Source organism: Vibrio sp. D3 (genome assembly GCF_043995865.1).
Classification (GTDB): Bacteria; Pseudomonadota; Gammaproteobacteria; order Enterobacterales; family Vibrionaceae; genus Vibrio; species Vibrio diabolicus.
The window spans coordinates 282,057-305,042 of record NZ_CP171887.1; the positions used below are offsets into that span (position 1 = coordinate 282,057).

Consider the following 22,986-nt stretch of genomic DNA (forward strand, 5'->3'; position numbering starts at 1 on the left):
TTTTGCGTGCAAAAGAAGTAGTATTCCGCAGCGTATCCATAACGGGCTTTGCTGCGGCTAATTCTTTTATAGAAACACTTAGGAGTGAATAATGGCCCGTATAGCAGGCATTAACATTCCTGATCAGAAACATGCAGTAATCGCTCTAACAGCGATCTACGGCATCGGTAAAACTCGCTCTCAAGCTATCCTAGCTGAAGTGGGTATTGCTGAAAATGTTAAGATCAGTGAACTAACTGAAGAGCAGATCGATCAACTGCGTGATGGTGTAGCTAAGTACACTGTAGAAGGTGATCTACGTCGTGAAGTATCTATGAACATCAAGCGTCTTATGGACCTTGGCTGTTACCGTGGTCTTCGTCATCGTCGCAGTCTACCACTACGTGGACAGCGTACTAAAACCAACGCTCGCACCCGTAAGGGTCCGCGTAAGCCGATCAAGAAATAATCGGGAAGGTAGAGTACAATGGCTAAACAACCAACTCGCGCTCGTAAGCGCGTACGCAAGCAAGTTGCAGATGGCGTTGCGCACATCCATGCTTCTTTCAATAACACAATCGTAACCATTACTGACCGTCAAGGTAACGCTCTTGCATGGGCTACTGCAGGTGGTTCTGGTTTCCGTGGTTCTCGTAAGTCTACTCCGTTCGCTGCACAGGTTGCTGCTGAGCGTTGTGCTGAAATGGCTAAAGAATACGGCCTAAAGAACTTGGAAGTTATGGTTAAGGGTCCTGGTCCAGGTCGCGAATCTACTGTTCGTGCACTAAACGCCGCTGGTTTCCGCATCACAAACATCGTTGATGCTACACCAATCCCTCATAACGGTTGTCGTCCACCTAAGAAACGTCGCGTATAACGTTTCTAGGACAATTGGAGAAGAATCATGGCAAGATATTTGGGTCCTAAGCTGAAGCTTAGCCGTCGTGAAGGCACTGACTTATTCCTTAAGTCTGGTGTTCGCGCGATCGATACCAAGTGTAAAATTGATAACGCACCAGGTGTACACGGCGCTCGTCGCGGTCGTCTATCTGAGTATGGCGTTCAGCTTCGTGAGAAGCAAAAAGTACGTCGTATGTACGGCGTTCTAGAAAAACAATTCCGTAACTACTACAAAGAAGCTGCTCGCCTAAAAGGCAACACTGGTGAAAACCTACTTCAGCTTCTTGAAGGTCGTCTTGATAACGTAGTTTACCGCATGGGCTTTGGTGCAACTCGCGCAGAAGCACGTCAGCTAGTTAGCCACAAAGCTATCCTAGTAAACGGTAAAGTTGTAAACGTTCCTTCTTTCAAAGTAGCGGCTAATGACGTTGTTTCTATTCGCGAGAAAGCTAAACAGCAAGCTCGTATTAAAGCGGCTCTAGAAGTTGCTGAACAACGTGAAAAACCAACTTGGATTGAAGTAGATGGTGGCAAGATGGAAGGTACATTCAAGCGTATGCCTGAGCGTTCTGATCTATCAGCTGACATCAACGAACAATTGATCGTCGAGCTTTACTCTAAGTAAGGTTTAAACTAAAGAGAGGACACAATGCAGGGTTCTGTAACAGAATTTCTTAAGCCACGTCTAGTTGACATCGAACAAATCAGCTCGACTCACGCAAAAGTAACTCTTGAGCCATTAGAGCGTGGCTTTGGTCATACTCTGGGTAATGCACTTCGCCGCATTCTTCTATCTTCTATGCCTGGTTGTGCAGTGACAGAAGTAGAAATCGAAGGCGTACTTCACGAGTACAGCACTAAAGAAGGTGTACAAGAAGATATTCTTGAAATCCTTCTAAACCTTAAAGGTTTGGCAGTGCGTGTTGCTGAAGGCAAAGATGAAGTGTTCATTACTTTGAACAAATCAGGCTCGGGCCCTGTGGTTGCAGGTGACATCACCCATGATGGTGATGTAGAGATCGCTAACCCTGAACACGTTATTTGTCACCTAACGGATGACAACGCTGAAATCGCAATGCGTATTAAAGTAGAACGTGGTCGTGGTTATGTTCCAGCTTCTGCGCGTATCCATAACGAAGAAGACGAGCGTCCAATCGGTCGCCTACTAGTAGATGCTACTTACAGCCCAGTAGACAAAATTGCCTACGCTGTAGAAGCAGCTCGTGTAGAACAGCGCACTGATCTAGACAAGCTTGTTATCGATATGGAAACAAACGGTACTCTAGAACCTGAGGAAGCAATCCGTCGTGCAGCTACAATCCTAGCTGAACAATTGGATGCATTCGTAGATCTTCGTGATGTACGAGTTCCTGAGGAGAAAGAAGAGAAGCCAGAATTCGATCCGATCCTACTGCGTCCTGTAGACGATCTTGAACTAACAGTTCGCTCTGCTAACTGTCTGAAAGCAGAAGCGATTCACTACATCGGTGATCTAGTACAACGTACTGAGGTTGAGCTACTTAAAACGCCTAACCTTGGTAAAAAATCTCTTACTGAGATTAAAGACGTACTTGCGTCACGTGGTCTGTCTCTGGGCATGCGCCTAGAAAACTGGCCACCTGCATCAATCGCTGAAGATTAATCGATACTAGTTAGAAGGATTAGGTCATGCGCCATCGTAAGAGTGGTCGTCAACTCAACCGCAACAGCTCACATCGCAAAGCGATGTTCAGCAACATGGCTAGCTCTCTAGTACGTCATGAAGTTATCAAGACTACTTTGCCAAAAGCAAAAGAGCTACGTCGCGTAGTTGAGCCTTTGATTACACTAGCTAAGACTGACAGTGTTGCTAACCGTCGTCTAGCATTTGCACGTACTCGTGACAACGAAGTAGTTGCAAAACTATTTAACGAACTAGGTCCACGTTTTGCTGCTCGTCAGGGCGGTTACACTCGTATCCTAAAAGCTGGCTTCCGTGCTGGTGATAAAGCTCCAATGGCTTACATTGAGCTTGTAGATCGCCCAGCTGCTGAAGAAGCTGCTGAGTAATCAGTTCGTAAGAACGAGAAAGCCGAGCGTTAGCTCGGCTTTTTTGTATCTGCGATTCAGTAAATCTTTATATCCAGCCTGCATTTATTTTACTCCATGCAGACTGGCAATTTAAAAAGTGATTATCACTTGCGCTTATTTACTACTATTCCACAACCCGCCCAACGAACTTAGAAGTCCCTCGCTGGCGCCTTGTTTGTTCAAGTAATCCAAGATTACTGGAGCAAACTGACTGATCATAGAGGGGTCTAAACCCAACGTATCGAATGCACTTTTTACTGCACTGATATTCTCAATATTCCCCAGTAAGCTTTGTGCTCCTTGCAAGTTTGAAAGCCCAGGAATCAAAGACTGTAATTCACTGCTATTTTCTTGTGAAAGCTGGCTTTGAGCCAAAGCGAGTAGTGCGCCACTACCTCCAGCCGCTTGTTCTGTAGATACAGGTAATTGGCTAGTTAGCATGTCTGTCAATGGAGACGACTCAGTGTTCAGGCTACTACCTACCATATCCATTAGGCCACTTTCTTTACTTTTTTGCGTGACGGAATCTAAGAATGCGTGTGCACTACCAATGTTCATTGATAATAGTGCCAGAGTCAGGAGTGTTTTACGCATAGTACCTCCGAAGGTTGAGCGTTTTTAACGTGATTTTATTGTTTTAAAGGCTATCAGAATGAAAGGTTTAGAGGTGAGAAAGTCTATTCAGTTTAGACAAAAAAAACGGCGCTAATGCGCCGTTTTATTAAATCATAATTGAAAATGGTTTCAATTAAAGAATATCTAGTAGTTCTACTTCGAAAACTAGTGCTGCGAATGGAGGGATAGCTGCACCAGCGCCACGCTCACCGTACGCAAGGTCTTGTGGTACGTATAGTTTCCACTTAGAACCAACAGGCATTAGTTGTAGTGCTTCTACCCAGCCTTTGATTACGCCTGTAACAGGGAATTCAGCTGGCTGACCGCGAGATACAGAGCTATCGAATACAGTACCGTCAGTTAGCTCACCGTGGTAGTGAACGCGAACTGAGCTTTCTGCTGTTGGAACTGCACCAGTACCTTCAGAAATGATTTCGTACTGAAGGCCAGAGTCTAGAACGTTAACTTCAGGGCGTAGTGCGTTGTCTTTTAGGAACGCTTCGCCTTCTGCTGCTGCAATTTTCGCTGCTTCTTGGCGAGCGGTTTCTGCACGAGTGTGAAGTTCTTGTAGTGCTTTGTTGATTTCATCAATTTCGATTGATGGCATGTCACCAGTTAGTGCTGTTGCAATACCCGCTGCGATAGCATCAACGCTAAGACCTTCAAGACCAGAACCTGCAAGTTGCTGACCCATTTGCAGACCAATGCCGTAGCTTGCTTTTTGTTCTGCAGTTTCAAATTTAATTTCAGACATGAATGTCGCTCTTGTTAGGAGTGATAAAGGCAACAGGATATCAGTTTCGAGCTTAGGTTTAAATGATTGCGACTGAATGCTTAATTGAGGCGGCCAGGGTGTGACTTATCTCTTACTCCAAGTGAAATTTCTGCTAATTTAATCCAAATTCCATTTTAGTTTAGTGAAAAACATATACTCTCCGCGTCGGTATTTTTATACTGGCAGTAGAAGTATTAAGGGACTCATTAAAATGAATCGTCGCAGAAAGAAAAAGCAGCAAGTCGACTATGTCGAATTGGTTAAACAAAAATTCGCTGCTATCGACTGGAAGCAGCCGTTCAACAAAGAGCAATGGTTGGAGCGTATACAGCCTGTTAAGCAGTTTTGGCTGCGCCTACCAAAATTCCATCAGCGAGCTTTGATGGTTTTAGTACCATTGATTCTGGTACTCCTTGTTATTCCTTTGCCGAATAAAACAGAACAATCAGTTGAGCAAGCTGAGGTCGATCATCAGCGCGTAGCGATTCAGCTGAACGCTCAGAGTTTAAGCCAGCAAAGAACCTCTCAGAATTCTGGGCCGAAATCCGAAGACTGGAAAGAGTACACGGTTAAAAATGGCGACACGTTAGCGCAGGTTTTCAGAAGTAATAAGCTCTCGATGGCGGATCTTAGCGCTCTAGTAAAAATCGAAGGCAGTGATAAGCCGCTGAGCCAAATTAAACAAGGACAATTGATTCGCTTTAAGCTTAGCGATGAAGGCGAGTTGGATATGCTGCAACTAGAAAAAAGCGGCCGGTCCGTCATGTTTTTCCGCTTATCGGATGGGACCTTTGGGCGCAACAAGTAGATGCTTCAAATGAGCTAAAGACGCGAAGGTATCGCGTCTTTTTAGTTTATCTATCTTTGAATTAGTTGACCTAGCAATGAAGGCGTTATATCGCTACGGCTTCTTTTCGCATATCCACATGAGGAATACCATCCTCTAGGTAGCGATCAGAAATAACTTTGAATCCATGACTTGCATAAAACTGGATGAGATGCTCTTGAGCTCCTATATCAATCGTCTGTCCTGGCCACAATATTTCACACTGTGTTAATGCCTCTTCCAGCATCTTATGTCCCAGACCATCACCACGCGCAGTTTGTTTGGTGACGACTCGACCGATGCTCACATTGTCATACGTCGTGCCAGCGGGTAGCAATCGTGCGCAAGCTACAAGTTCATCACCGTGGTAACCTATTAGATGATAAACACCTTCCAGTGTGTCTTTGCCATCCAGTTCAGGATAAGGGCAGGTTTGTTCAACGACGAATACATCCACACGTAATTTCATCATTGTATACAATTGTGTGGTTGTCAGTTGAGCAAAGGGCAAAGTAATCCAAGTGAGCATGTTGTCATCCGTCATGAGAGTAGAGTGACTGAATTTACTTTGTTTTGTACTCATACTCATTAACAAAGGTTAATTATCACTGGTTTTCCCACCAAATCTGGTGATAATGTGCCCTCTTTTCATCTCACCTGAGGATATTCCCGTGAGCAAACAAACTTTTGATCAAGTCGGGCTAAACCCAGCGTTACTCGCCACACTTGATTCCCTGAACTACACCCACATGACGCCAATTCAAGCTTTGAGTTTGCCTGCAATCCTAAAACATCGTGATGTCATCGGGCAGGGTAAAACGGGCTCAGGTAAAACCGCTGCATTTGGTTTGGGTGTTTTATCGAACCTTAACGTCAAACGCTTTCGTGTCCAGTCATTAGTATTGTGTCCAACTCGTGAGCTTGCGGATCAAGTCGCGAAGGAAATTCGTACTTTAGGTCGTGGCATTCATAATATTAAAGTGCTTACTCTCTGCGGTGGGATGCCAATGGGGCCACAAATTGGTTCTCTGGAGCATGGCGCGCATATCTTAGTCGGCACACCTGGCCGTATTTTGGATCACCTTGAGAAAGGCCGAATTAACCTGAGCGAGCTGAATACCTTGGTGCTAGATGAAGCTGATCGCATGTTGGACATGGGTTTCCAAGACGCATTAGATGCGATTATTGATGCAGCGCCAAAGCAGCGTCAAACTCTACTTTTCAGTGCTACTTTCCCAGAGAAAATTGAGCAAATTGCGCAGCGTATTATGCAGACGCCTGAAGTCATTAAGGTGGAATCGACTCATGATACCTCAAGCATTGCTCAGCATTTCTATAAAGTTGAAGGCTCGGAAGCGCGTGATGAAGCGTTGGCGAACTTGCTACTGACTCACCAACCAGAGTCCGCTGTGGTTTTTTGCAATACCAAAAAAGAAGTGCAAAGTGTCGCAGATGAGTTGCATCGCAAAGGGTTCAGCGTTATCGATATCCATGGGGATTTAGAACAGCGTGAACGCGATCAAGCATTGGTGCAGTTTGCTAACAAGAGTGTTTCTATCCTTGTCGCAACAGACGTCGCGGCGCGTGGTTTGGACGTAGATAACCTTGATGCAGTCTTTAACTTTGAGCTATCGCGCGATCCTGAGGTTCATGTACACCGTATCGGTCGTACAGGCCGTGCGGGTAGTAAAGGTTTGGCGTTCAGCTTCTTTGGAGAGAAAGACGGTTTGCGTGTAGCTCGTATTGAAGAATACCTGGATATGGACGTGGTACCAGCAACATTGCCTGCCAAATCAAATCAGCAGCCATACCAAGCGAAGATGGTGACGATTAACATTGATGGCGGTAAGAAACAGAAAGTACGACCGGGTGATATCTTAGGGTGTCTGACGGGGAAAAATGGTATCCCAGGCTCTCAAGTTGGCAAGATTCACCTGTTCCCGATGCGCGCCTACGTTGCGGTCGAGAAGTCAGCTGCCAAAAAGGCCCTACAAACCATTAGTAATGGCAAGATGAAAGGGCGTCAGTTCCGGGCGCGGCTTCTTAAATAGCATAGAAAGGCTCTTCGTTTGAAGAGCCTTTTCTTTTTCGAGTTTATTTGGATGTGTGATCTTTAGTTAAGCGAGCTTTAATTCGGCTCAAACTGATAGGCGTGATCCCAAGATAAGCAGCTATTTGGCTATCGGTAATACGTAGCTTTAAGTCTGGGTAATGGGCGCAAAATAGTTGATATCGTTCCTCTGGGGAGTAGAGCAGCATAAAGCGTTCTTTGTTCTCTTTATTAACCAGTTGGTTTTCGAGTAGCTTTAAGTAAATGGCGTGTTTTTCTGCTCGCCATTGATGCAGCGTTTCAATTGGTAAGCAAAATAGCTGACAAGCGCTCAGCGTTTCCAATAAGTAAGGCGAAGGTTGGTTCTTAATTATGCTCTCAAAGCCGATAACCCAGTCTTTCTCCCAATAAAACTCTTTACTGAACTCTTTGCCCTGCTCAGTGAGATAGCTTGCATGGCATAACCCTTCAATAATGAAGTAAAGGTGCGAGCTAAACTCTCCTTGGTGGTTAAGAATGTGGCGCGTAGGCAGTTCGAGTAACTCACCATTTTCGATAAGTTGGTTTGCTTCTGTGTCTAAGAAGCCATGATTGACTAAGTCTGAAAAAAGATCGCTGTGCATGTGATAACTCAGAAACGGTTTTCTTTATTCTAACGGGTTTTATTGATAACAAAAAAGCGGCTTATGAGAGCCGCTTAGCGTTGTTGTCAAATCAGCCTTACTTATTCAGACCGATTTGGTAAATCGCGAAACCAATGTCGTCAGTCGCGACACGTTTCATTGGGTATTGACCTTTATCTTTAATGAATTGCGCCGCTTTATCGCTAGGAGATGTTTCGAAGCGAATATCTAGCTTTTTATCGGATTTAATCGGTGCGAAAGACCAGTTGTTGTCAGCGCTTGGTGTCACTTCACCTTTTTCTTCACTCACGCGAGAAATATAAGCGGCGACGACAGAGCGGTTTTCATCTGGTGCGTCAAACGCAATAAAGTCTGGGCCCGTACCAGGGAAGGTATTGCTATAAGCACGGTAGTTATTGGTTGCGATGATGAAGTCCTGCTTCGAATCAACAGGCTTACCATTGAATGTCAGATTCACAATACGCTGAGAATCTGGATTAATCACTTTGCAACTCGCATCGTATTTGGGCGGTTGGGTGATATCGATCTGGTAGTTCACCCCATCAATGACATCGAAGTTGTACGTACGGAAATTATCCCAATCAATCAAAGATTGCGGTTCAGGATTGTTGATGTCGATGTGGTTGAATTGACCCGCGCTGCACTCTAGCCATTCGCGAACCTCTTTACCTTTCACTTTCATCGCGACCAAGGTGTTGGGATATAAATAAAGATCGGCAGCATTACGGAAGGTGAGCTGACCGGACTCTACTTCCGTGAAGTTATTCGGATCGTTCTTACGCCCCCCGACTTTAAATGGTGCTGCGGCACTCAATACTGGAATGTCAGCGAGATCTGGGTCGCCTTGAATAAAGCGTTCCACGTAATCTTTCTGAGCAAGGTTAACGATCTGAATGGTTGGGTCGTCCTGCACTAATGCCAAGAAGCTGTACATGACATCATTTGCTTTGCCGATTGGTTGGTTTACAAATTCACGAGTGCCTTTGTGATCTTCTTCTAACGCTTTCACAATATCTTCATCGGCTTTAGCTAATGACTTCTTATTTACTTTATCGAAGATAGGGCGTGCTTCGGCTTGGCCTTCGACGACTTGCCATCTGCCGTCTTTCTCTTTCAGCATCAAATCCATCACACCTACATGACTTCCCCAGCGGCCCGGCATCACGGACGTTACACCATTGATGGTCCCTTTCTCGGTATCAACATCAGGTAGGTTTGCGAAGTCTTTCCCTGGGAAGACTGCGTGAGAGTGGCCAAAAGCAATCGCATCAATACCTTCAACTTCTGTGAGGTAGTAAACTGAGTTTTCAGCGCCTAGCTTATATGGGTCAGTAGAAATGCCCGAGTGTGGAATCGCCACAATCACGTCTGCGCCTTCTTTCTTCATTTGAGGAATCAGTTTCTCTGCTGTTTCCTTAATGTCTTTAGCAAAGACTTTGCCTTCTAAGTTCTTCTTGTCCCACACCATAATTTGTGGTGGTACAAAGCCGATATAACCCACTTTTATTTGATGCGCTTCGCCGTTTGTGTCTTTAAAGGTGTGGGTTTTGATCAGGTAAGGCTTGAAGTAATGCTCACCGGTTTTTTTATCAAATACGTTTGCGTTGATGTAAGGGAAGTTAGCGCCCGCCAACGTCTTTTGTAGAAAATCTAAGCCATAGTTGAACTCATGATTGCCAATGTTGCCCACATCGTAGTCTAGTTGGTTCATCGCCTTGTAGACTGGGTGCACATCGCCAGCGTTAATCCCTTTCGCCGCCATGTAATCGCCCATTGGGCTGCCCTGAATTAAATCGCCGTTATCTACTAATACCGTGTTTTCTGCCTCGGACTTAGCCTGTTTCACTATGGTCGCAGCGCGACTAAGACCGATTTGCTGTGATGGTTGGTCTTTATAGTAATCGTAATCCATCACGTTGGTGTGAATGTCGGTGGTTTCGATAATACGAAGCTTGATGGTATCGGCCATCGCAGGGCCCGCAAGCGTTAGCATGCCACTTAACACTGCGAGGGAAATAGGTTGAACTGCCACTTTCATTTGGTGCTCCAATTCAATGGGAAGGGGGAATCGTACCGCGTAATGTATCAAACGCTGGTGCAACTTAATGATAAAGATACAGAAAACTGTGAACAGAAATCAGTTTACTGAACCTTATTCATATTAACCGCCGACTTTTTCACGCTTTTTGAATGAGACCAAACAAAAACTTCTTAGCAGATTTTTGAATAAAAAATGAAATTTTAGAATTTCAGGTAATATAAACGCCCCGCCATAATGCTTGCATAACGATATCAATGGACGATGAGCAAGCACATGGCAACGAACGATTCAGTCACTTCTTTTCCTAAACCAAAGCCCCGGTTAGTTTCTGATAACCCAGTAGCTGGTGTTACTCGTTTTGCAAAGCAATCGCTACAGCCTAGTGAAGTCGCCTTAGTGGGGGCGGGGCCGGGTGATCCTGAACTTTTGACAGTGAAAGCACTGAACTGTTTGCAGCAAGCCGATGTGGTTTTGTACGACTACTTGGTGTCTGAAGAAATCATGGCCTTGATCCCTAGCGATACGGTTTTAGTGTGCGTTGGGAAGCGAGCTGGGCATCACAGTGTGCCGCAGGAGAAGACGAACCAGCTATTGGTGGACTTTGCCAAACAGGGCTACAAAGTCGTGCGCATTAAAGGTGGTGATCCATTTGTATTCGGTCGTGGCGGTGAAGAGCTGGAAGTGCTTGCTGATGCAGGCGTCCGTTTTCAGGTCGTCCCTGGCATTACCGCGGCAGCTGGCGCAACGGCCTATGCTGGGATTCCACTGACTCATCGCGATTACGCGCAATCGGCCATCTTTGTGACTGGCCACTTGAAAGAAGAAAGCGATGAGATGGATTGGTCCACGTTGGCTCGTGGGAATCAGACTTTAGTGATCTACATGGGGCTGATGAAATCACACTATATTCAGAATCAACTCATTAAGCATGGTCGTTCTGCGTCGACTCCGATTGCCATTATTGAGCGTGGTACGCAGATTCAACAAAAAGTATTTACGGGAGAGCTATCCCAACTCTCTGATTTATCGAAGGAAGCTCAATCGCCATCTTTGATTGTTGTCGGAGAGGTAGTGCGACTGTCTCAAAAGTTAGACTGGTTTTTGTCTAGTACTGAATTCAACAAAAGTGCTATTGCCAACTCCATATAATTTCAGACCAAAGATTAGAGACGTAATGCGCCTTCAAGCTTAAAAAGGAAATACAAAACATGGACCAACAACGTTTAACTCACCTTAAACAACTCGAAGCGGAGAGTATCCATATTATCCGCGAAGTTGCGGCTGAGTTTGATAACCCAGTCATGATGTATTCGATTGGTAAAGACTCATCAGTGATGCTGCACCTAGCGCGTAAAGCGTTTTACCCGGGCAAAATTCCATTCCCACTTTTGCATGTCGATACCGACTGGAAATTCCGCGAGATGATTGAGTTTCGCGATCGCACCGCTGCCAAATACGGCTTTGAGCTTTTGGTACATAAGAACCCAGAAGGTCTAGCAATGGGCTGCAGTCCGTTTGTTCATGGCTCGTCAAAGCATACGGACATCATGAAAACGCAAGGTCTTAAGCAGGCGCTAAACAAATATGGCTTCGATGCTGCTTTTGGTGGCGCTCGTCGTGATGAAGAAAAATCACGCGCAAAAGAACGAGTGTATTCGTTCCGTGACAAGAACCATACCTGGGACCCTAAAAATCAACGTCCAGAGCTGTGGAAGACGTACAACGGTCAGGTCAATAAAGGGGAGAGCATTCGTGTATTCCCACTTTCGAACTGGACGGAGCTTGATATCTGGCAATACATCTATTTAGAAAACATCGAGATCGTACCGCTTTATCTCGCTGACAAACGTCCAGTTGTTGAACGCGACGGCATGCTAATCATGGTTGATGATGATCGTATGGAGCTTCAACCGGGTGAAGTGATCGAAGAGAAGAGTGTGCGTTTCCGTACTCTTGGTTGTTATCCATTAACTGGGGCTATCGAGTCTGAAGCGAACACTTTGACCGGCATTATCGAAGAGATGCTGGTGGCAACGTCGAGTGAGCGCCAAGGTCGAGCGATCGACCACGATCAGTCAGGATCGATGGAGCTTAAGAAACGTCAAGGTTACTTCTAAAGGATCTAAGGAAAGATAATGAACAGTGCAGTTGAAGCTCAATTAGCCGAGCTTGGTATCGAAGGCTATTTAACACAACACCAGTACAAGTCGTTACTTAGATTCTTGACTTGTGGCTCGGTAGATGACGGTAAAAGTACACTAATCGGTCGCTTACTCCATGACTCAAAACAAATTTATGAAGATCAGCTAGCGGCAGTGCACTCAGACAGCCAACGTGTGGGCACCACGGGTGAAAAGCCTGACCTTGCGTTGTTGGTAGATGGCTTACAAGCTGAGCGCGAGCAGGGGATCACGATTGATGTGGCTTACCGCTATTTCTCGACGCAGAAACGTAAGTTCATCATCGCCGATACTCCTGGGCACGAGCAGTACACGCGTAATATGGCAACAGGCGCATCGACGTGTGACTTAGCGGTGATCTTAGTCGACGCACGTAAAGGCATTCTTGATCAAACTCGTCGTCACTCTTTTATTTCCAACCTACTGGGTTTGAAACACTTTGTTGTGGCGATCAACAAGATGGATTTAGTGGATTACTCGCAAGAGCGCTTTGAAGAAATCCGCGATGAGTATCTTAAGTTTTCTGAGAACCTGACCGGGGATATTGATATTCAAATCATCCCGATTTCGGCGCTTGAAGGTGACAATGTGGTGGATAAAGGGCAAAACCTAAGCTGGTTTAAAGGCCCGTCATTGCTTGAACTTCTTGAAACGGTCGATGTGGATCAAGAAAAAGGTGCGGGTGAGTTCCGCTTCCCTGTGCAATACGTTAACCGTCCTAACCTCGATTTCCGTGGTTTTGCGGGGACGATTTCTTCAGGTTCGATCAAAGTCGGTGATGCCATCAAAGCATTGCCATCGGGGAAAACGTCAACCGTGGCACGTATTGTTACGTTTGATGGTGATATTGAGGAAGCTCGTGCTGGGTTGGCGGTCACTCTGACGCTAAGCGATGAGATCGATATTAGCCGTGGCGATTTGATTGTCCTAGACAATGCTCAAGTGGAAACCACAAACCACTTGCTTGCCGATGTGGTATGGATGACAGAGCAACCTCTGCAACCGGGTCGTGACTACGACATCAAAATCGCGGGTAAGAAAACTGTGGGCCATGTTGAAGCGATTCGTCACCAATATGATATCAACAACCTATCGACTCATAGTGCGGCTGAGCTGCCATTGAATGGTATTGGCTTGTGTGAATGGTCTCTCAATGAGTCAGTTGCGCTGGATAATTACCAAGATTGTGCTGATACCGGCGGCTTCATCATTATCGATCGTCTGACGAACGTGACGGTCGGTGCAGGCATGGTCAAAGAAAGCCTCGCGGTGGTTGAGCGCGATTTGACGGACATCTCTGCGTTTGAAGTTGAGCTGAATGCACTTGTGCGTAAACACTTCCCACACTGGGAAGCAAAAGACGTCAGCCAATTGCTGAAAAAGTAATTGGCGCGCCCGAGCACGATAAGCTCTGATTCTGTCTGTTGTTGTGCTTGGGGCGTCGCTGCCTAACTGAGTTGCGAAATGCAGTTAGGTTATTCTCCTAATACCAGAATGCTTCGGTGAAGCCCAAGAAAACCGAGCATTCTGATGTTCTTTTCGCTTACGCTGATTTTGGTCTGTTTACTCGTTTGTCTGGTGTCTCACGGATAAATGAGCCGTTGTTGTGCCCTTTGGGCGATTTGGTAAGGAAAGGCTATGTGGGAACAAGGGTTTGTATTAGCGATTTTGCTTGGCATTATCACTTGTTTGCTTGTCACAAAAATTAAGCCTAGTTATGTCTTTGCGGGTGCCGCTTTTATTGCATTTATGGCGGGAATGATGGATTCAGCCACGATCGCATCCAACTTTACCAACTCTTCGTTATTGACTCTGGTTCTGTTGATTCTTGCATCGTGTGCTTTAGAAAAAACGTTACTAATCAGTTGGGTGAGCCGTAGTATTTCTGAAGGCCAGTTAGGTAGTGTGATCGCTAAGCTCGGTGTATCAACGGCCTTGCTCTCTTCATTCACGAATAATACCGCCGTGGTTGTCTCATTGATTGGGGCGATTAAGCGTAATCAGCAGCATGCGCCTTCGAAATTACTCATCCCGCTGTCTTACGCCGCCATTTTTGGTGGCACATTAACTTTGATAGGTACGTCGACTAACTTAATCATCAACAGCTTTGTTGAAGATGCCGGTTTGCCGAGCCTGAGCTTTTTTACACCCACGATGATTGGCTTGGCGGTGTTGGTGGGAGGAATGCTGATTCTTATCCCGCTCAGTTACTTACTGCCGAACTACGATGATCAAAGCCAAGAAGATTTACCGTACTTTCTCGAATCTCGCGTAGAGCCTGGTTCACCGTTAGTTGGGCGCACGGTCAGCGAGAATAATTTACGTGCGCTGCGCAAACTGTTTCTTGCGGAGGTTGTACGAGATGGCGTGACGGTTTCCTCTGTAGGACCGGATTTCGTACTCAATGCGAAAGACCGTTTGTTGTTTTGTGGTGATGTTGAGAGCGTCGCGACCCTGCAAGAAATTCCGGGCCTCAAGCTTTTTGGTCAGCAGCACTTGAATGGGCAAAACTTTATCGAAGTTGTGGTGAGCTCATCCGCAACGTTTTGCTATAAAACACTCAAAGAGAGCCGATTCCGCGATCGCTTTGATGCCGTTGTTGTCGCTATTCGTCGTGGCCATGAGCGCTTAGAGGGCGGTTTGGGTAGCATTACCTTAGCGCCAGGTGACACGTTAGTTCTGGTTCCGGGGAAGCGTTTTGAATCGGAGCGCCGAGCTCATCGTAAAGAGTTTGTTTTAGTGCATGATTTGGACTCTAGCGCTCGGCTTGATACGAATAAATCCTCCATCGTACTACTGGGCTTTGCTGCCGTAATTGGGTGTGCGTTGTTAGAGCTAGTACCAATTATTAAAGGCCTTGCCGCGTATCTTATCGCACTTATCGCGTTTGGCATTGTACAGATTTCAGAACTGCGCCGCCGTTTTCCAATTGATATCGTTGTGATTGTCGGCTCTGCTTTGTCCATCGCTCAATTGATGATCTCTTCAGGCTTGTCAGAGAGAATGGGAGCGATGTTTATTGAAGCGTTCAATGGCTGGGGCGTGTTTGGAGCCTTGGTCGCAACTTACATCATGACATTAGTTCTTACTGAACTGGTGACGAACAATGCCGCGGCTGCGCTTTCTTTTCCTATTGGCTATAGCATGGCGGTCGGTTATGGCGTTGATCCGATGCCATTCATTATGGCGGTCTTGTTTGGCGCCAGTGCGAGCTTTATTTCTCCCTACGGTTATCAAACCAACTTGCTGGTGTACAGCGTAGGAAATTACAAATTGACCGACTATGTGAGAATTGGTGTGCCGATTTCGATTGTGTACTCTGTATTAGTACTTACTTTGATTCCGGTCTTCTTCCCGTTTTAATTCCGATATTTACAAGGATACGTTATGACTGCCGAAACGACGGTAAAAGATGAAAACATTGTTTGGCACCAGCATTCGGTTGATAAACAGTTTCGTGCTGAATTAAAGAAACAAAAACCTGCCGTATTGTGGTTTACCGGCTTATCTGGAGCGGGTAAATCAACCGTAGCGGGGGCGTTGGAAAATCGCCTTGCAGCATTGGGTTACCACACTTATTTATTGGATGGTGACAATGTGCGACATGGCCTGTGTAGTGATTTGGGCTTTTCTGAGCAGGATCGTCGCGAGAACATTCGTCGTATTGGTGAACTGGCTAAACTGATGGCGGATGCAGGCTTAATTGTGTTGTCGGCGTTCATTTCACCGCATCGTGCAGAGCGACAGCTAGTGCGCGACTTATTGCCAGAAGGTGAGTTTATCGAAGTGTTCGTCAATGCATCTCTAGAAGTCTGCGAAGGTCGCGATCCTAAAGGTTTGTACCGCAAAGCACGTGCGGGAGAAATTCCTAACTTCACTGGTATTGATTCTGAATATCAAGCACCGAAGAATCCGGAAGTCGATTTACCAGCGGGCGAAAAAAGCGTCGATGAGCTGGTGGACTTGTGCTTGGAAGCGCTTAAGTCGCGTGCAGTGATCCGATAAATAAGCATTTGGATCATTGGTGACCTCAAGCTCTTTGATCGGCTTAAGAAGCATTTGGATCATGGGTGGTCAAATGCTTCTCAAACTGCCTACACGGTATGATGAACCGTACTTTTAGCGTCACTATGGACACTAAATCTATGATTTAAAAGCGCAAGCATTTGGTCGTAGTAGTCGGCATGTGGTTTGTTACCGAGCAAGGTACAGAGTTCATTGCCTGTTGGCGTGAAGCGGTAATATAAAAGACGGACGCCTTTGCTGTTCACGTTCAGCGACAAGTTTTTACCTTGGTAGGTGAGGATCAATGGCGTCTCGATACCAATTTCGCCAGATTCAAGCTCGGTACTATGCAGTAACCCTAGTTCAATCAACAGCAACAAACTTGAATAGGGCAACTGAAAACTTCCCATGTTTAAGCTGTTGGCGATGTCTCGTTTGCCGAAGCTAAATATTCCTCCTTGCGCTTTATAACCAATTAACAGCTTGCGACTGTGATCCCCTCCAAAACTGCACGCCAGAGAGGCGGCTCTTTGCAGAGTTTGCGCTTCTTTTGGTGACATATCTTTGAGGATTTTGAGCGCTTTCATAGACGTCGAGCCTGGGTTTGTCACTTCACGCTTCATCACTTGAGCCCATAACTTTTGCATCGCGCTGTTATGGATGTCTTGAGCCATTTCAAAAAAACGATACAACCAGTCTTGGTCGGGCTCTCCGGCAGTTTCATCTCGGCATGAACTGTGTGCTAGCTTTAAAATCTGCTCTAGGTTTTTTTGTCGCTGTTCTTGGCGTCTCTGTTCACGCAGTTGGGCTCTTTCAAGCGCGGATTTGGCTGGTGGATCGGTTTGTAGTAAGGCATCAAGACCGTGTATTTGGGCAATGGTTTTTACCTTGCTGGCACTGTCTTTGATGTAGCCCTGCTTCTTTTCTTGTTGCGTATTTTTTTGTGCGTTTGACTGATGTTCGATGACAACAGGTTGCTTTGTCGGTTCTGCCATTAATTTTCCTACCAAGAACTGCGCTGTTCGCTTGTTTAAATTTACACCTTATCTAACCAGGCGACCAGATAGGAGTTCTCAGTTTTTGAACGAATAGGGCTATCCAAAATGATAATGAGTTGTTAAAATTGTTATCGTTATTTTGGAGGGACAATGAAGTTCTCAGAAGCAGGTAAACTCAAAAAGCACCTGTCGATAGCGTTTCTTTTGGTTATTTATGTTGGCGTATTAGCGTATTTGTCTCGTTATATCGTGTAACACAGAACTAAAAAAGGCGCCGATGTGACGCCTTAGGTGTACCGATGCATGTCAACGACTTAAACTACATATCGTCGTAGGCTTCTATTTTCGATCCCTCAATAACGTAAGCCGTTTCAGCCAGCTCGTGGCTTATCGTCTCGGTTTTCAACTCTCCAATCACATATATGACATCCCACAGTTCTTGAACGGGTGCGCCTTTGGGAAACTTCACGTAAATGATTTGGTTTGGTGGCGGTGGTGGTACGTGGATACAAGCTCCAAAGTATGGCACCAACAAAAACTCGGTGACGGTATTCGCGTCACCTTCAAGCGGGATGACAAAGCCCGGGATTTTAACTTGGCTTCCATTTAGCTCTGGTCGAACGTTACCAATTTTAGACTGTTGCGCTGCGCCGCCACTGTGATCAGAAGCTGGCATGCCCACACTGTCGAACAGTTTGCGTTCTTTCTCAGGTACTAGATCAATCCAGTCGAGCGTTAATGGCTCCTCGCTTGCGAGTACTGGCGCTATAAATGAGACGATCAGCAAGCAACTTGCGAGTATTTTTATCCACATTTTATTAAATCCTTATTGTCATTCCGTCACTTAGTGACTGTCGGTAGGCGCGAAAAGCCGGGATGAAACCAATTACAATTCCAGCGCTTTGTACGAAACCTAATAGCATCCATTCATAGGGCGATAAGAGGCTTAAAGTCAGATGTATTCCATAATGCTGTTGAATGATGGGTTGCACGATGGCGAGAATGGCATACAGCCCTGCCACTCCGGTCACAATTCCGGCAGCAGTGAGTAGACTGGCTTCGCTGATCAACAGTGAGAAAACATGACGAGGTCTTGCCCCCATAGCGCGCAAAATCGCCATTTCACGGCGGCGCTCCTGTAAGCTAGTTAATAAGCTGCTTAGCATGCCGAGTAATCCTGCAATCACCACAAAGCCAGACACTGCCATTAAGGCTTGCTCGGCAACAGACATCATTCCCCACAGTTCATGCAACGCAACCCCGGGCATAATCGCGCTAAGCGGTTCTTTGGGATAAGTGTTGATTTGCCTTTGTAGGGCGAAAGTCTGAATACGAGATTTCAAACCGACCAGCATCGCGGTAATTTGCTTGGGCTGAAAGTCTCTGTTTTTGAGATCTTGTGCTTTGGGTGTTGGGCCTAAACGTGCACCGCTTTCCCATCCGACGTGAATCGCTTCGATAGCTTCTAGCGAGACATGAACGGTTTTGTCGACTGGCGTGCCAGTGGGCGCAAGAATACCGACAACTTTGAATGGTAGGTTGTCATGTCGGCTAAAGCCTACATCACTAATGCCGTGGGCAATGATGATTTCACTACCGACGTGATACCCCAGCTGTTTTGCGACATCAGAACCGAGCACGGTTTCAAATAAACCATTGAATTCTTGGCCTTCTGAAAAGGTTAGTGATTGCTTACTTCCGAATTTATAGTGTTCAAAATAGCTGTGGTTGGTTCCCATGACTCGGAATCCTTTGTGCGAGTCGCCAAGTGAGATTGGAATCGCCCAATCTACTGCTCGATGATTGGCAAACTCTTGGTAGCTCTTCCAGTCAATGTTGTTGGTGGCATTGCCAATGCGAAACACAGAGTAGAGCAGCAAGTTCACTTGTCCAGAACGGCCACCAATGATGAGGTCGGTGCCTGAAATGGTATTGGCGAAGCTATCTTTTGCCTGAGTACGAATACGTTCTACTCCTAAAAGGAGTACGACAGAAATCGCGACTGTCATGATGGTTAATATTGCCGTCGCCTTACGATTGATTAAGCTCTTCCACGCGAGCTTTGCAACAGCGCTCATGATGCGGCTCCTAGGTCAGATGCTTGGTTAATATCTGGTAGGTTAAGTGTGCGGTCAAATAAGGGCTCAAGCGTTGGATCGTGACTGACGAAGATCAGCGTAGCGTTGGCTTGATTCGTTTGCTCCATCAGGAGTTCAATAAACGCTTTACGGTTATCGTGGTCTAAAGCGGAGGTTGGCTCGTCAGCAATCACTAACCCCGGATACCCAATGAGTGCTCGTGCAGCCGCAACACGTTGTTGTTGGCCAATGCTCAGTTCCGATACAGGACGCGCATGAAGCTCGCTGGGTAGGTGGAGTCTTTCAAGCAGAGCTTGAGCTTGCTCTTCTAACATTTGAGATGACGTTCTTGAAAGAGCGCGGCCACGTCGTGTTTGACTGAATTGGCAAGGCAGTAGTACGTTTTCAAGTACGTTTAAATAAGGCAATAAATTGAACTGCTGAAAGATATAGCCAATGTGATCGGCGCGAAATTTGTCTCTTTGACTTGCACTTAAACTAACAAGGTCAGTATTCAGTACGGATAGAGCGCCTGATGTTAACGTGTTGATGCCAGTTAGTAGGGCAAGCAGCGTAGATTTACCGCAGCCGCTGGGACCTTTGATAAATACGTGCTCACCTTGGGCAATATGTAACTGTGGAATATGAATGGTTACGTGTGTTGAACCGGGCCAGACAAACTGGGCATTATTTAGCTCAACAACGTTTGACATGATTTCAGTCATACTAAATCACCAAAGCATTGGCGTGTAAGTGTGTACTTACACGCCACTCGTGTTATTTGATTACGATTTGGGAGTTATCTTTGCTCAGTTTGATGGCTGATTGCATGGTGTCAGTGAATATATTGACGTTGATTGACTCAGTCGTTGGAAATTGATTAAACCAGTCGGTTTGAATGTGACTGAGTTGGTTAACTTGGTCACAGCTGAAGCGATATTGCACCGAAAACTCACCATGTCCGCCATTTTCATGCTCCTCATGGTGAGCATCGTGACCGTCATGGTGCTCATGTTCATCATGATGTTCATTGTGGTGATCATGGTGTTCGTGCCCTTCATGATCGTGATTTGCATGGTCATCATGGTCGTGCTCGCTATGATCATGGTCTTCATGAGGGTTGCTGAGGTTATGGTTTACGTAAGCTTCTTCAATATCACAATTGGCTTGCGCGTTAATAGCAAACAGTGTGTTGCTGTCTTCTAGGGTGGCAATGGCTTGTTTAAGTGCTTGCTCTTGTTGTTCATTTTCTGGAGCATGCTCGAAACCGACCACATCGGCACCGGGAGCAGTAATCTCCACTAACAGATCCTTTCCATCTTGGGCGATATTAAATTCGACGTGACCATGCACATGAGCACCGTGCTGGCGGTATTCGTCCGCATTTGCTGCTGTCGATAAAGAGAGACCAATGACAAGCGCTAAAACATGTTTCGATGACATTTTGTGTTTCCTAATTTTGCTGGCACTAACCCGAGCAATACCGGATCAGATTTGTGTTTACTAAGGTGCGATTCGTTGACACGTTAGGTGCAGGAATACGCACAAATTATGTTGAGTGTGGAATAGTTTGGAAATTAAGCAAAATAAGGCGGGGCACGAGCTGCACCACGAATGTCTTCACTATTAACAAGGCGCTGAAAGACATCATGGTATTGGATGCGCGTAAATGTTGGCGTCGATAGGGTCGGTTGAGCTTTGGCTATGCCGTGCTGAACCCCAGAAAATAGCTGGCAATGATGGTGTGTGTGGTGTTCGGGAGTCAGATCAACTTGATGAAGGATTACCGCAAAGTTCCAAGCGATCATCAACGCGACACTGAAAAATAAAACAGTGCGATGCCAATGCTTCCGTATCTTTTGCTGGTGATGGTACATCTGAGCTCCTCTTACCGACTGTTATAATATAACACCCATAATGAGTAAAAGTTCACTCTTTTGTTGGCTAGTGGGAAAATTTACGTCAACACATGCGATGTCGCCGAATCTGAGACAGTCTCCTTGGTGGAATCACTGAGCGTTAAACTAGGGGCAACAGAAATCTCAAGCTTTAAGTTTGGTCGCATGGCTCCTTATACTGCGTACTACGGATATTAAGGAGCCAAGCAACGAGACTAGATGTTCTGTTTAATTAGCTCGATCACCTTTGCAATTTCATCTTGCTCAAGTGCGCCTTCTTTTACAAACAGCACTTTGCCTGTTTTGTCTTGAACAATAATGGCAGAGCTTTCTTCTTTAAGATCCCAAGTGTTGGCGACTACGCCATTTTCATCCAGAACCATAGATGACCAAGGAAACTCTTTTTTGCTGTCTTGGGCTGAAGATTTCACGAACGAACCTGTCCCCCAGATCGCATCATCTTGGTTAATGATCGTAGTTGTTTGGTAGCTTTCTTGCGGGAATTGTGCGGCGGTTATTGCTGACATCAAAGGGGCGTTCATTTCTTTTGAACTGCTACGACCTGCGATTGCTTGAATAACACGAACCTTACCCTGCATATGCTGGGTTGCCCATGGTTGGTATGCCACGCCCTCACCCTGCAAAACAATCTCGCCATAAGCCGCGACCTTGGCAGAAGGAACGGTCTCACCGACAGATAGGTTGTGTGCAAACGCAAAGCTTGGCGTTATAGCCAATAGTAGAGGTAGGAGAGTCTTAGTTTTCATATTGTTATATTCCGTACGAGTTGGAAGTTTTCCAGTATATATCCAGATCTAGGAAATTTGTAGAACTGTTGATAACATTTATTTAACGTATGGGGTGGTGTAATATTGCGTTATATTTAGAATTTGCTAAAATGAACCTCGTCGCAGATTGCGCATCAAGATTGCAGAGGATAAATAAGCAATCCGTGTTTTCTCAAAGGAATTGAGGTGAGTTATGCTACGTGAGTTTGCTGTATACCGACCATTACAAGTGGCACGTTTCGTTAAAACGTTGTTCAAAGGTCAATTCTTTATTGCTGGGGTTGGATGTTTTCAGTTCGACAATGGCAAAGTTTTGCTCCCTGACGTCAACGATCAGAAAAGACTCACCATCTTTAAAGAAGTCAACCAAGTGATTGCTTCGTTGTCTGTTTAAGAGCCCGTTGGCTTGAATTTAGTTTTCGATTTCAAAAAAGAGCGACCTATTCGGTCGCTCTTTTTGGTTTCAGTTAGTCCTAGGAACTAACTTTGTAAGCTGGGTGGAAAGCAAACACCTGTGCCACCGATACCGCAGTAACCGTCAGGGTTTTTAGCCAGATATTGCTGGTGGTAAGTTTCGGCAAAATAATACGGGCCCGCTGGCTGTATCTCAGTGGTGATGTTCGCGCGTAGTTCCTCTTGCAGTGCTTGTTGATACAAGAGCTTCGATTTTTCTGCGCTCTCTTGCTGCTTCGCGGAATAAGTGTAAATAGCCGAACGGTATTGTGTGCCTAAATCGTTACCTTGACGCATCCCCTGGGTTGGGTCATGTTTCTCCCAAAAAACGGCCAGTAGTTTTTCTAAGGAAATCACGCGTTCATCGAAGACGACTCGTACTACCTCTGTATGGCCTGTTTTACCCGTACACACCTCTTCATAAGTAGGATTGGGTGTATATCCACCGGCGTAGCCAACCGAAGTGGAGATAACCCCATCCAGTTGCCAAAATACGCGCTCAGCGCCCCAAAAGCAGCCCATTCCCAGCAGAATTTGTTGTTGATGCGGCTCCAATGGTGCCTTTAAGTTAGATTTATTTACAAAATGATGATCTTCAACCTGCATCGGTTGATCTCTACCTGACAAGGCATCTTCTATACTGATCAATGTTTGTTTGTTGAGCATGGTATTTGTCCTTCAATACG

26 protein-coding genes are annotated in these 22,986 nt (G+C 45.8%); 13 read left to right on the top strand and 13 right to left on the bottom strand.

The window, feature by feature from the left end:
- Positions 1 to 91 precede the first annotated feature (91 nt).
- From rpsM to rplQ, 5 genes are read left to right on the top strand one after another with little or no spacing between them, the layout of a single operon-like run.
- The gene (gene rpsM, locus ACHFJ9_RS09400) at positions 92 to 448 is read left to right on the top strand and encodes a 30S ribosomal protein S13 (protein ID WP_005383154.1); all 357 of its coding nucleotides are present in this window, start codon (positions 92 to 94) and stop codon (positions 446 to 448) included.
- Positions 449 to 466: 18 nt separating this feature from the next.
- Positions 467 to 856: a 30S ribosomal protein S11 gene (rpsK, locus tag ACHFJ9_RS09405; protein WP_001118870.1), complete on the top strand. Its 390-nt coding sequence runs from the start codon at positions 467 to 469 to the stop codon at positions 854 to 856.
- A 27-nt stretch (positions 857 to 883) separates the two neighbouring features.
- Positions 884 to 1,504 (top strand): 30S ribosomal protein S4, encoded by a 621-nt coding sequence (gene rpsD, locus ACHFJ9_RS09410; protein ID WP_005383146.1) that lies wholly within the window; start codon positions 884 to 886, stop codon positions 1,502 to 1,504.
- Positions 1,505 to 1,528: 24 nt separating this feature from the next.
- Positions 1,529 to 2,521 carry a DNA-directed RNA polymerase subunit alpha gene (locus tag ACHFJ9_RS09415; protein ID WP_005383143.1) on the top strand — a complete coding sequence of 331 codons (993 nt, stop codon included), beginning with the start codon at positions 1,529 to 1,531 and terminating at the stop codon, positions 2,519 to 2,521.
- Between the two features lie 26 nt (positions 2,522 to 2,547).
- Positions 2,548 to 2,928 carry a 50S ribosomal protein L17 gene (gene rplQ / locus ACHFJ9_RS09420; RefSeq protein WP_005383141.1) on the top strand — a complete coding sequence of 127 codons (381 nt, stop codon included), beginning with the start codon at positions 2,548 to 2,550 and terminating at the stop codon, positions 2,926 to 2,928.
- A 135-nt stretch (positions 2,929 to 3,063) separates the two neighbouring features.
- Here the strand turns inward: rplQ and ACHFJ9_RS09425 are convergent, their stop codons facing one another.
- Both ACHFJ9_RS09425 and ACHFJ9_RS09430 read right to left on the bottom strand, forming a co-directional pair.
- Positions 3,064 to 3,543: a DUF2780 domain-containing protein gene (locus tag ACHFJ9_RS09425; RefSeq protein ID WP_048626581.1), complete on the bottom strand. Its 480-nt coding sequence runs from the start codon at positions 3,541 to 3,543 to the stop codon at positions 3,064 to 3,066.
- Between the two features lie 154 nt (positions 3,544 to 3,697).
- The gene (locus ACHFJ9_RS09430) at positions 3,698 to 4,318 is read right to left on the bottom strand and encodes an FKBP-type peptidyl-prolyl cis-trans isomerase (protein WP_005392370.1); all 621 of its coding nucleotides are present in this window, start codon (positions 4,316 to 4,318) and stop codon (positions 3,698 to 3,700) included.
- Between the two features lie 232 nt (positions 4,319 to 4,550).
- On the opposite strand from ACHFJ9_RS09430, the gene ACHFJ9_RS09435 reads away from it, so the two are divergent.
- The gene (locus ACHFJ9_RS09435; RefSeq protein WP_047009022.1) at positions 4,551 to 5,147 is read left to right on the top strand and encodes a LysM-like peptidoglycan-binding domain-containing protein; all 597 of its coding nucleotides are present in this window, start codon (positions 4,551 to 4,553) and stop codon (positions 5,145 to 5,147) included.
- 85 nt (positions 5,148 to 5,232) lie between these two features.
- Here ACHFJ9_RS09435 and ACHFJ9_RS09440 read toward each other — a convergent pair whose 3' ends face one another.
- Positions 5,233 to 5,694 carry a GNAT family N-acetyltransferase gene (locus tag ACHFJ9_RS09440; protein WP_395207205.1) on the bottom strand — a complete coding sequence of 154 codons (462 nt, stop codon included), beginning with the start codon at positions 5,692 to 5,694 and terminating at the stop codon, positions 5,233 to 5,235.
- Positions 5,695 to 5,836: 142 nt separating this feature from the next.
- Between ACHFJ9_RS09440 and dbpA the strand changes: the two genes are divergently transcribed.
- Entirely contained in the window at positions 5,837 to 7,216 is a 1,380-nt protein-coding gene (dbpA, locus tag ACHFJ9_RS09445) for an ATP-dependent RNA helicase DbpA (RefSeq protein ID WP_047009023.1), read from the top strand.
- A 43-nt stretch (positions 7,217 to 7,259) separates the two neighbouring features.
- Here dbpA and ACHFJ9_RS09450 read toward each other — a convergent pair whose 3' ends face one another.
- Both ACHFJ9_RS09450 and cpdB read right to left on the bottom strand, forming a co-directional pair.
- On the bottom strand, positions 7,260 to 7,838 hold the full coding sequence (locus ACHFJ9_RS09450; protein WP_012841168.1) for a Crp/Fnr family transcriptional regulator: 579 nt from the start codon (positions 7,836 to 7,838) through the stop codon (positions 7,260 to 7,262).
- Between the two features lie 97 nt (positions 7,839 to 7,935).
- Positions 7,936 to 9,897 (bottom strand): 2',3'-cyclic-nucleotide 2'-phosphodiesterase, encoded by a 1,962-nt coding sequence (gene cpdB, locus ACHFJ9_RS09455; RefSeq protein WP_395356614.1) that lies wholly within the window; start codon positions 9,895 to 9,897, stop codon positions 7,936 to 7,938.
- 276 nt (positions 9,898 to 10,173) lie between these two features.
- On the opposite strand from cpdB, the gene cobA reads away from it, so the two are divergent.
- The 5 genes from cobA (at position 10,174) to cysC (ending at position 16,085) form a co-directional block, all read left to right on the top strand.
- On the top strand, positions 10,174 to 11,049 hold the full coding sequence (gene cobA / locus ACHFJ9_RS09460) for a uroporphyrinogen-III C-methyltransferase (protein WP_258432520.1): 876 nt from the start codon (positions 10,174 to 10,176) through the stop codon (positions 11,047 to 11,049).
- Between the two features lie 59 nt (positions 11,050 to 11,108).
- Entirely contained in the window at positions 11,109 to 12,017 is a 909-nt protein-coding gene (cysD, locus tag ACHFJ9_RS09465; protein WP_005379592.1) for a sulfate adenylyltransferase subunit CysD, read from the top strand.
- A gap of 18 nt (positions 12,018 to 12,035) precedes the next feature.
- The gene (gene cysN / locus ACHFJ9_RS09470) at positions 12,036 to 13,466 is read left to right on the top strand and encodes a sulfate adenylyltransferase subunit CysN (RefSeq protein ID WP_046874053.1); all 1,431 of its coding nucleotides are present in this window, start codon (positions 12,036 to 12,038) and stop codon (positions 13,464 to 13,466) included.
- A gap of 252 nt (positions 13,467 to 13,718) precedes the next feature.
- Positions 13,719 to 15,443, top strand: a complete 1,725-nt coding sequence (locus tag ACHFJ9_RS09475) for an SLC13 family permease (RefSeq protein WP_005392351.1) — start codon at positions 13,719 to 13,721, stop codon at positions 15,441 to 15,443.
- Positions 15,444 to 15,467: 24 nt separating this feature from the next.
- On the top strand, positions 15,468 to 16,085 hold the full coding sequence (gene cysC, locus ACHFJ9_RS09480; RefSeq protein ID WP_005392350.1) for an adenylyl-sulfate kinase: 618 nt from the start codon (positions 15,468 to 15,470) through the stop codon (positions 16,083 to 16,085).
- A gap of 89 nt (positions 16,086 to 16,174) precedes the next feature.
- Here the strand turns inward: cysC and ACHFJ9_RS09485 are convergent, their stop codons facing one another.
- The 7 genes from ACHFJ9_RS09485 to ACHFJ9_RS09515 form a co-directional block, all read right to left on the bottom strand.
- Positions 16,175 to 17,080 (bottom strand): TIGR03899 family protein, encoded by a 906-nt coding sequence (locus tag ACHFJ9_RS09485; protein WP_164666526.1) that lies wholly within the window; start codon positions 17,078 to 17,080, stop codon positions 16,175 to 16,177.
- Between the two features lie 322 nt (positions 17,081 to 17,402).
- Positions 17,403 to 17,897, bottom strand: coding sequence for a DUF3299 domain-containing protein (locus ACHFJ9_RS09490; protein WP_395356618.1), 495 nt, complete (start codon positions 17,895 to 17,897; stop codon positions 17,403 to 17,405).
- Positions 17,898 to 17,901: 4 nt separating this feature from the next.
- Positions 17,902 to 19,161: an ABC transporter permease gene (locus ACHFJ9_RS09495; protein ID WP_395356620.1), complete on the bottom strand. Its 1,260-nt coding sequence runs from the start codon at positions 19,159 to 19,161 to the stop codon at positions 17,902 to 17,904.
- Positions 19,158 to 19,886, bottom strand: a complete 729-nt coding sequence (locus tag ACHFJ9_RS09500) for an ABC transporter ATP-binding protein (RefSeq protein WP_124007396.1) — start codon at positions 19,884 to 19,886, stop codon at positions 19,158 to 19,160. The genes ACHFJ9_RS09495 and ACHFJ9_RS09500 overlap by 4 nt, the downstream gene beginning before the upstream one ends.
- Before the next feature lie 52 nt (positions 19,887 to 19,938).
- Positions 19,939 to 20,604, bottom strand: a complete 666-nt coding sequence (locus ACHFJ9_RS09505; RefSeq protein WP_124007397.1) for a DUF2796 domain-containing protein — start codon at positions 20,602 to 20,604, stop codon at positions 19,939 to 19,941.
- A gap of 134 nt (positions 20,605 to 20,738) precedes the next feature.
- A complete protein-coding gene (locus ACHFJ9_RS09510; protein ID WP_395356622.1) occupies positions 20,739 to 21,038 on the bottom strand; it encodes a DUF2607 family protein in 300 nt (99 codons plus the stop codon).
- Positions 21,039 to 21,274: 236 nt separating this feature from the next.
- Positions 21,275 to 21,826, bottom strand: a complete 552-nt coding sequence (locus ACHFJ9_RS09515) for a YtfJ family protein (RefSeq protein WP_005392336.1) — start codon at positions 21,824 to 21,826, stop codon at positions 21,275 to 21,277.
- Positions 21,827 to 22,040: 214 nt separating this feature from the next.
- On the opposite strand from ACHFJ9_RS09515, the gene ACHFJ9_RS09520 reads away from it, so the two are divergent.
- Positions 22,041 to 22,241 carry a DUF1107 domain-containing protein gene (locus tag ACHFJ9_RS09520; protein ID WP_012841164.1) on the top strand — a complete coding sequence of 67 codons (201 nt, stop codon included), beginning with the start codon at positions 22,041 to 22,043 and terminating at the stop codon, positions 22,239 to 22,241.
- Positions 22,242 to 22,327: 86 nt separating this feature from the next.
- Here the strand turns inward: ACHFJ9_RS09520 and msrA are convergent, their stop codons facing one another.
- On the bottom strand, positions 22,328 to 22,966 hold the full coding sequence (msrA, locus tag ACHFJ9_RS09525) for a peptide-methionine (S)-S-oxide reductase MsrA (RefSeq protein WP_074191996.1): 639 nt from the start codon (positions 22,964 to 22,966) through the stop codon (positions 22,328 to 22,330).
- Positions 22,967 to 22,986: the final 20 nt, after the last annotated feature.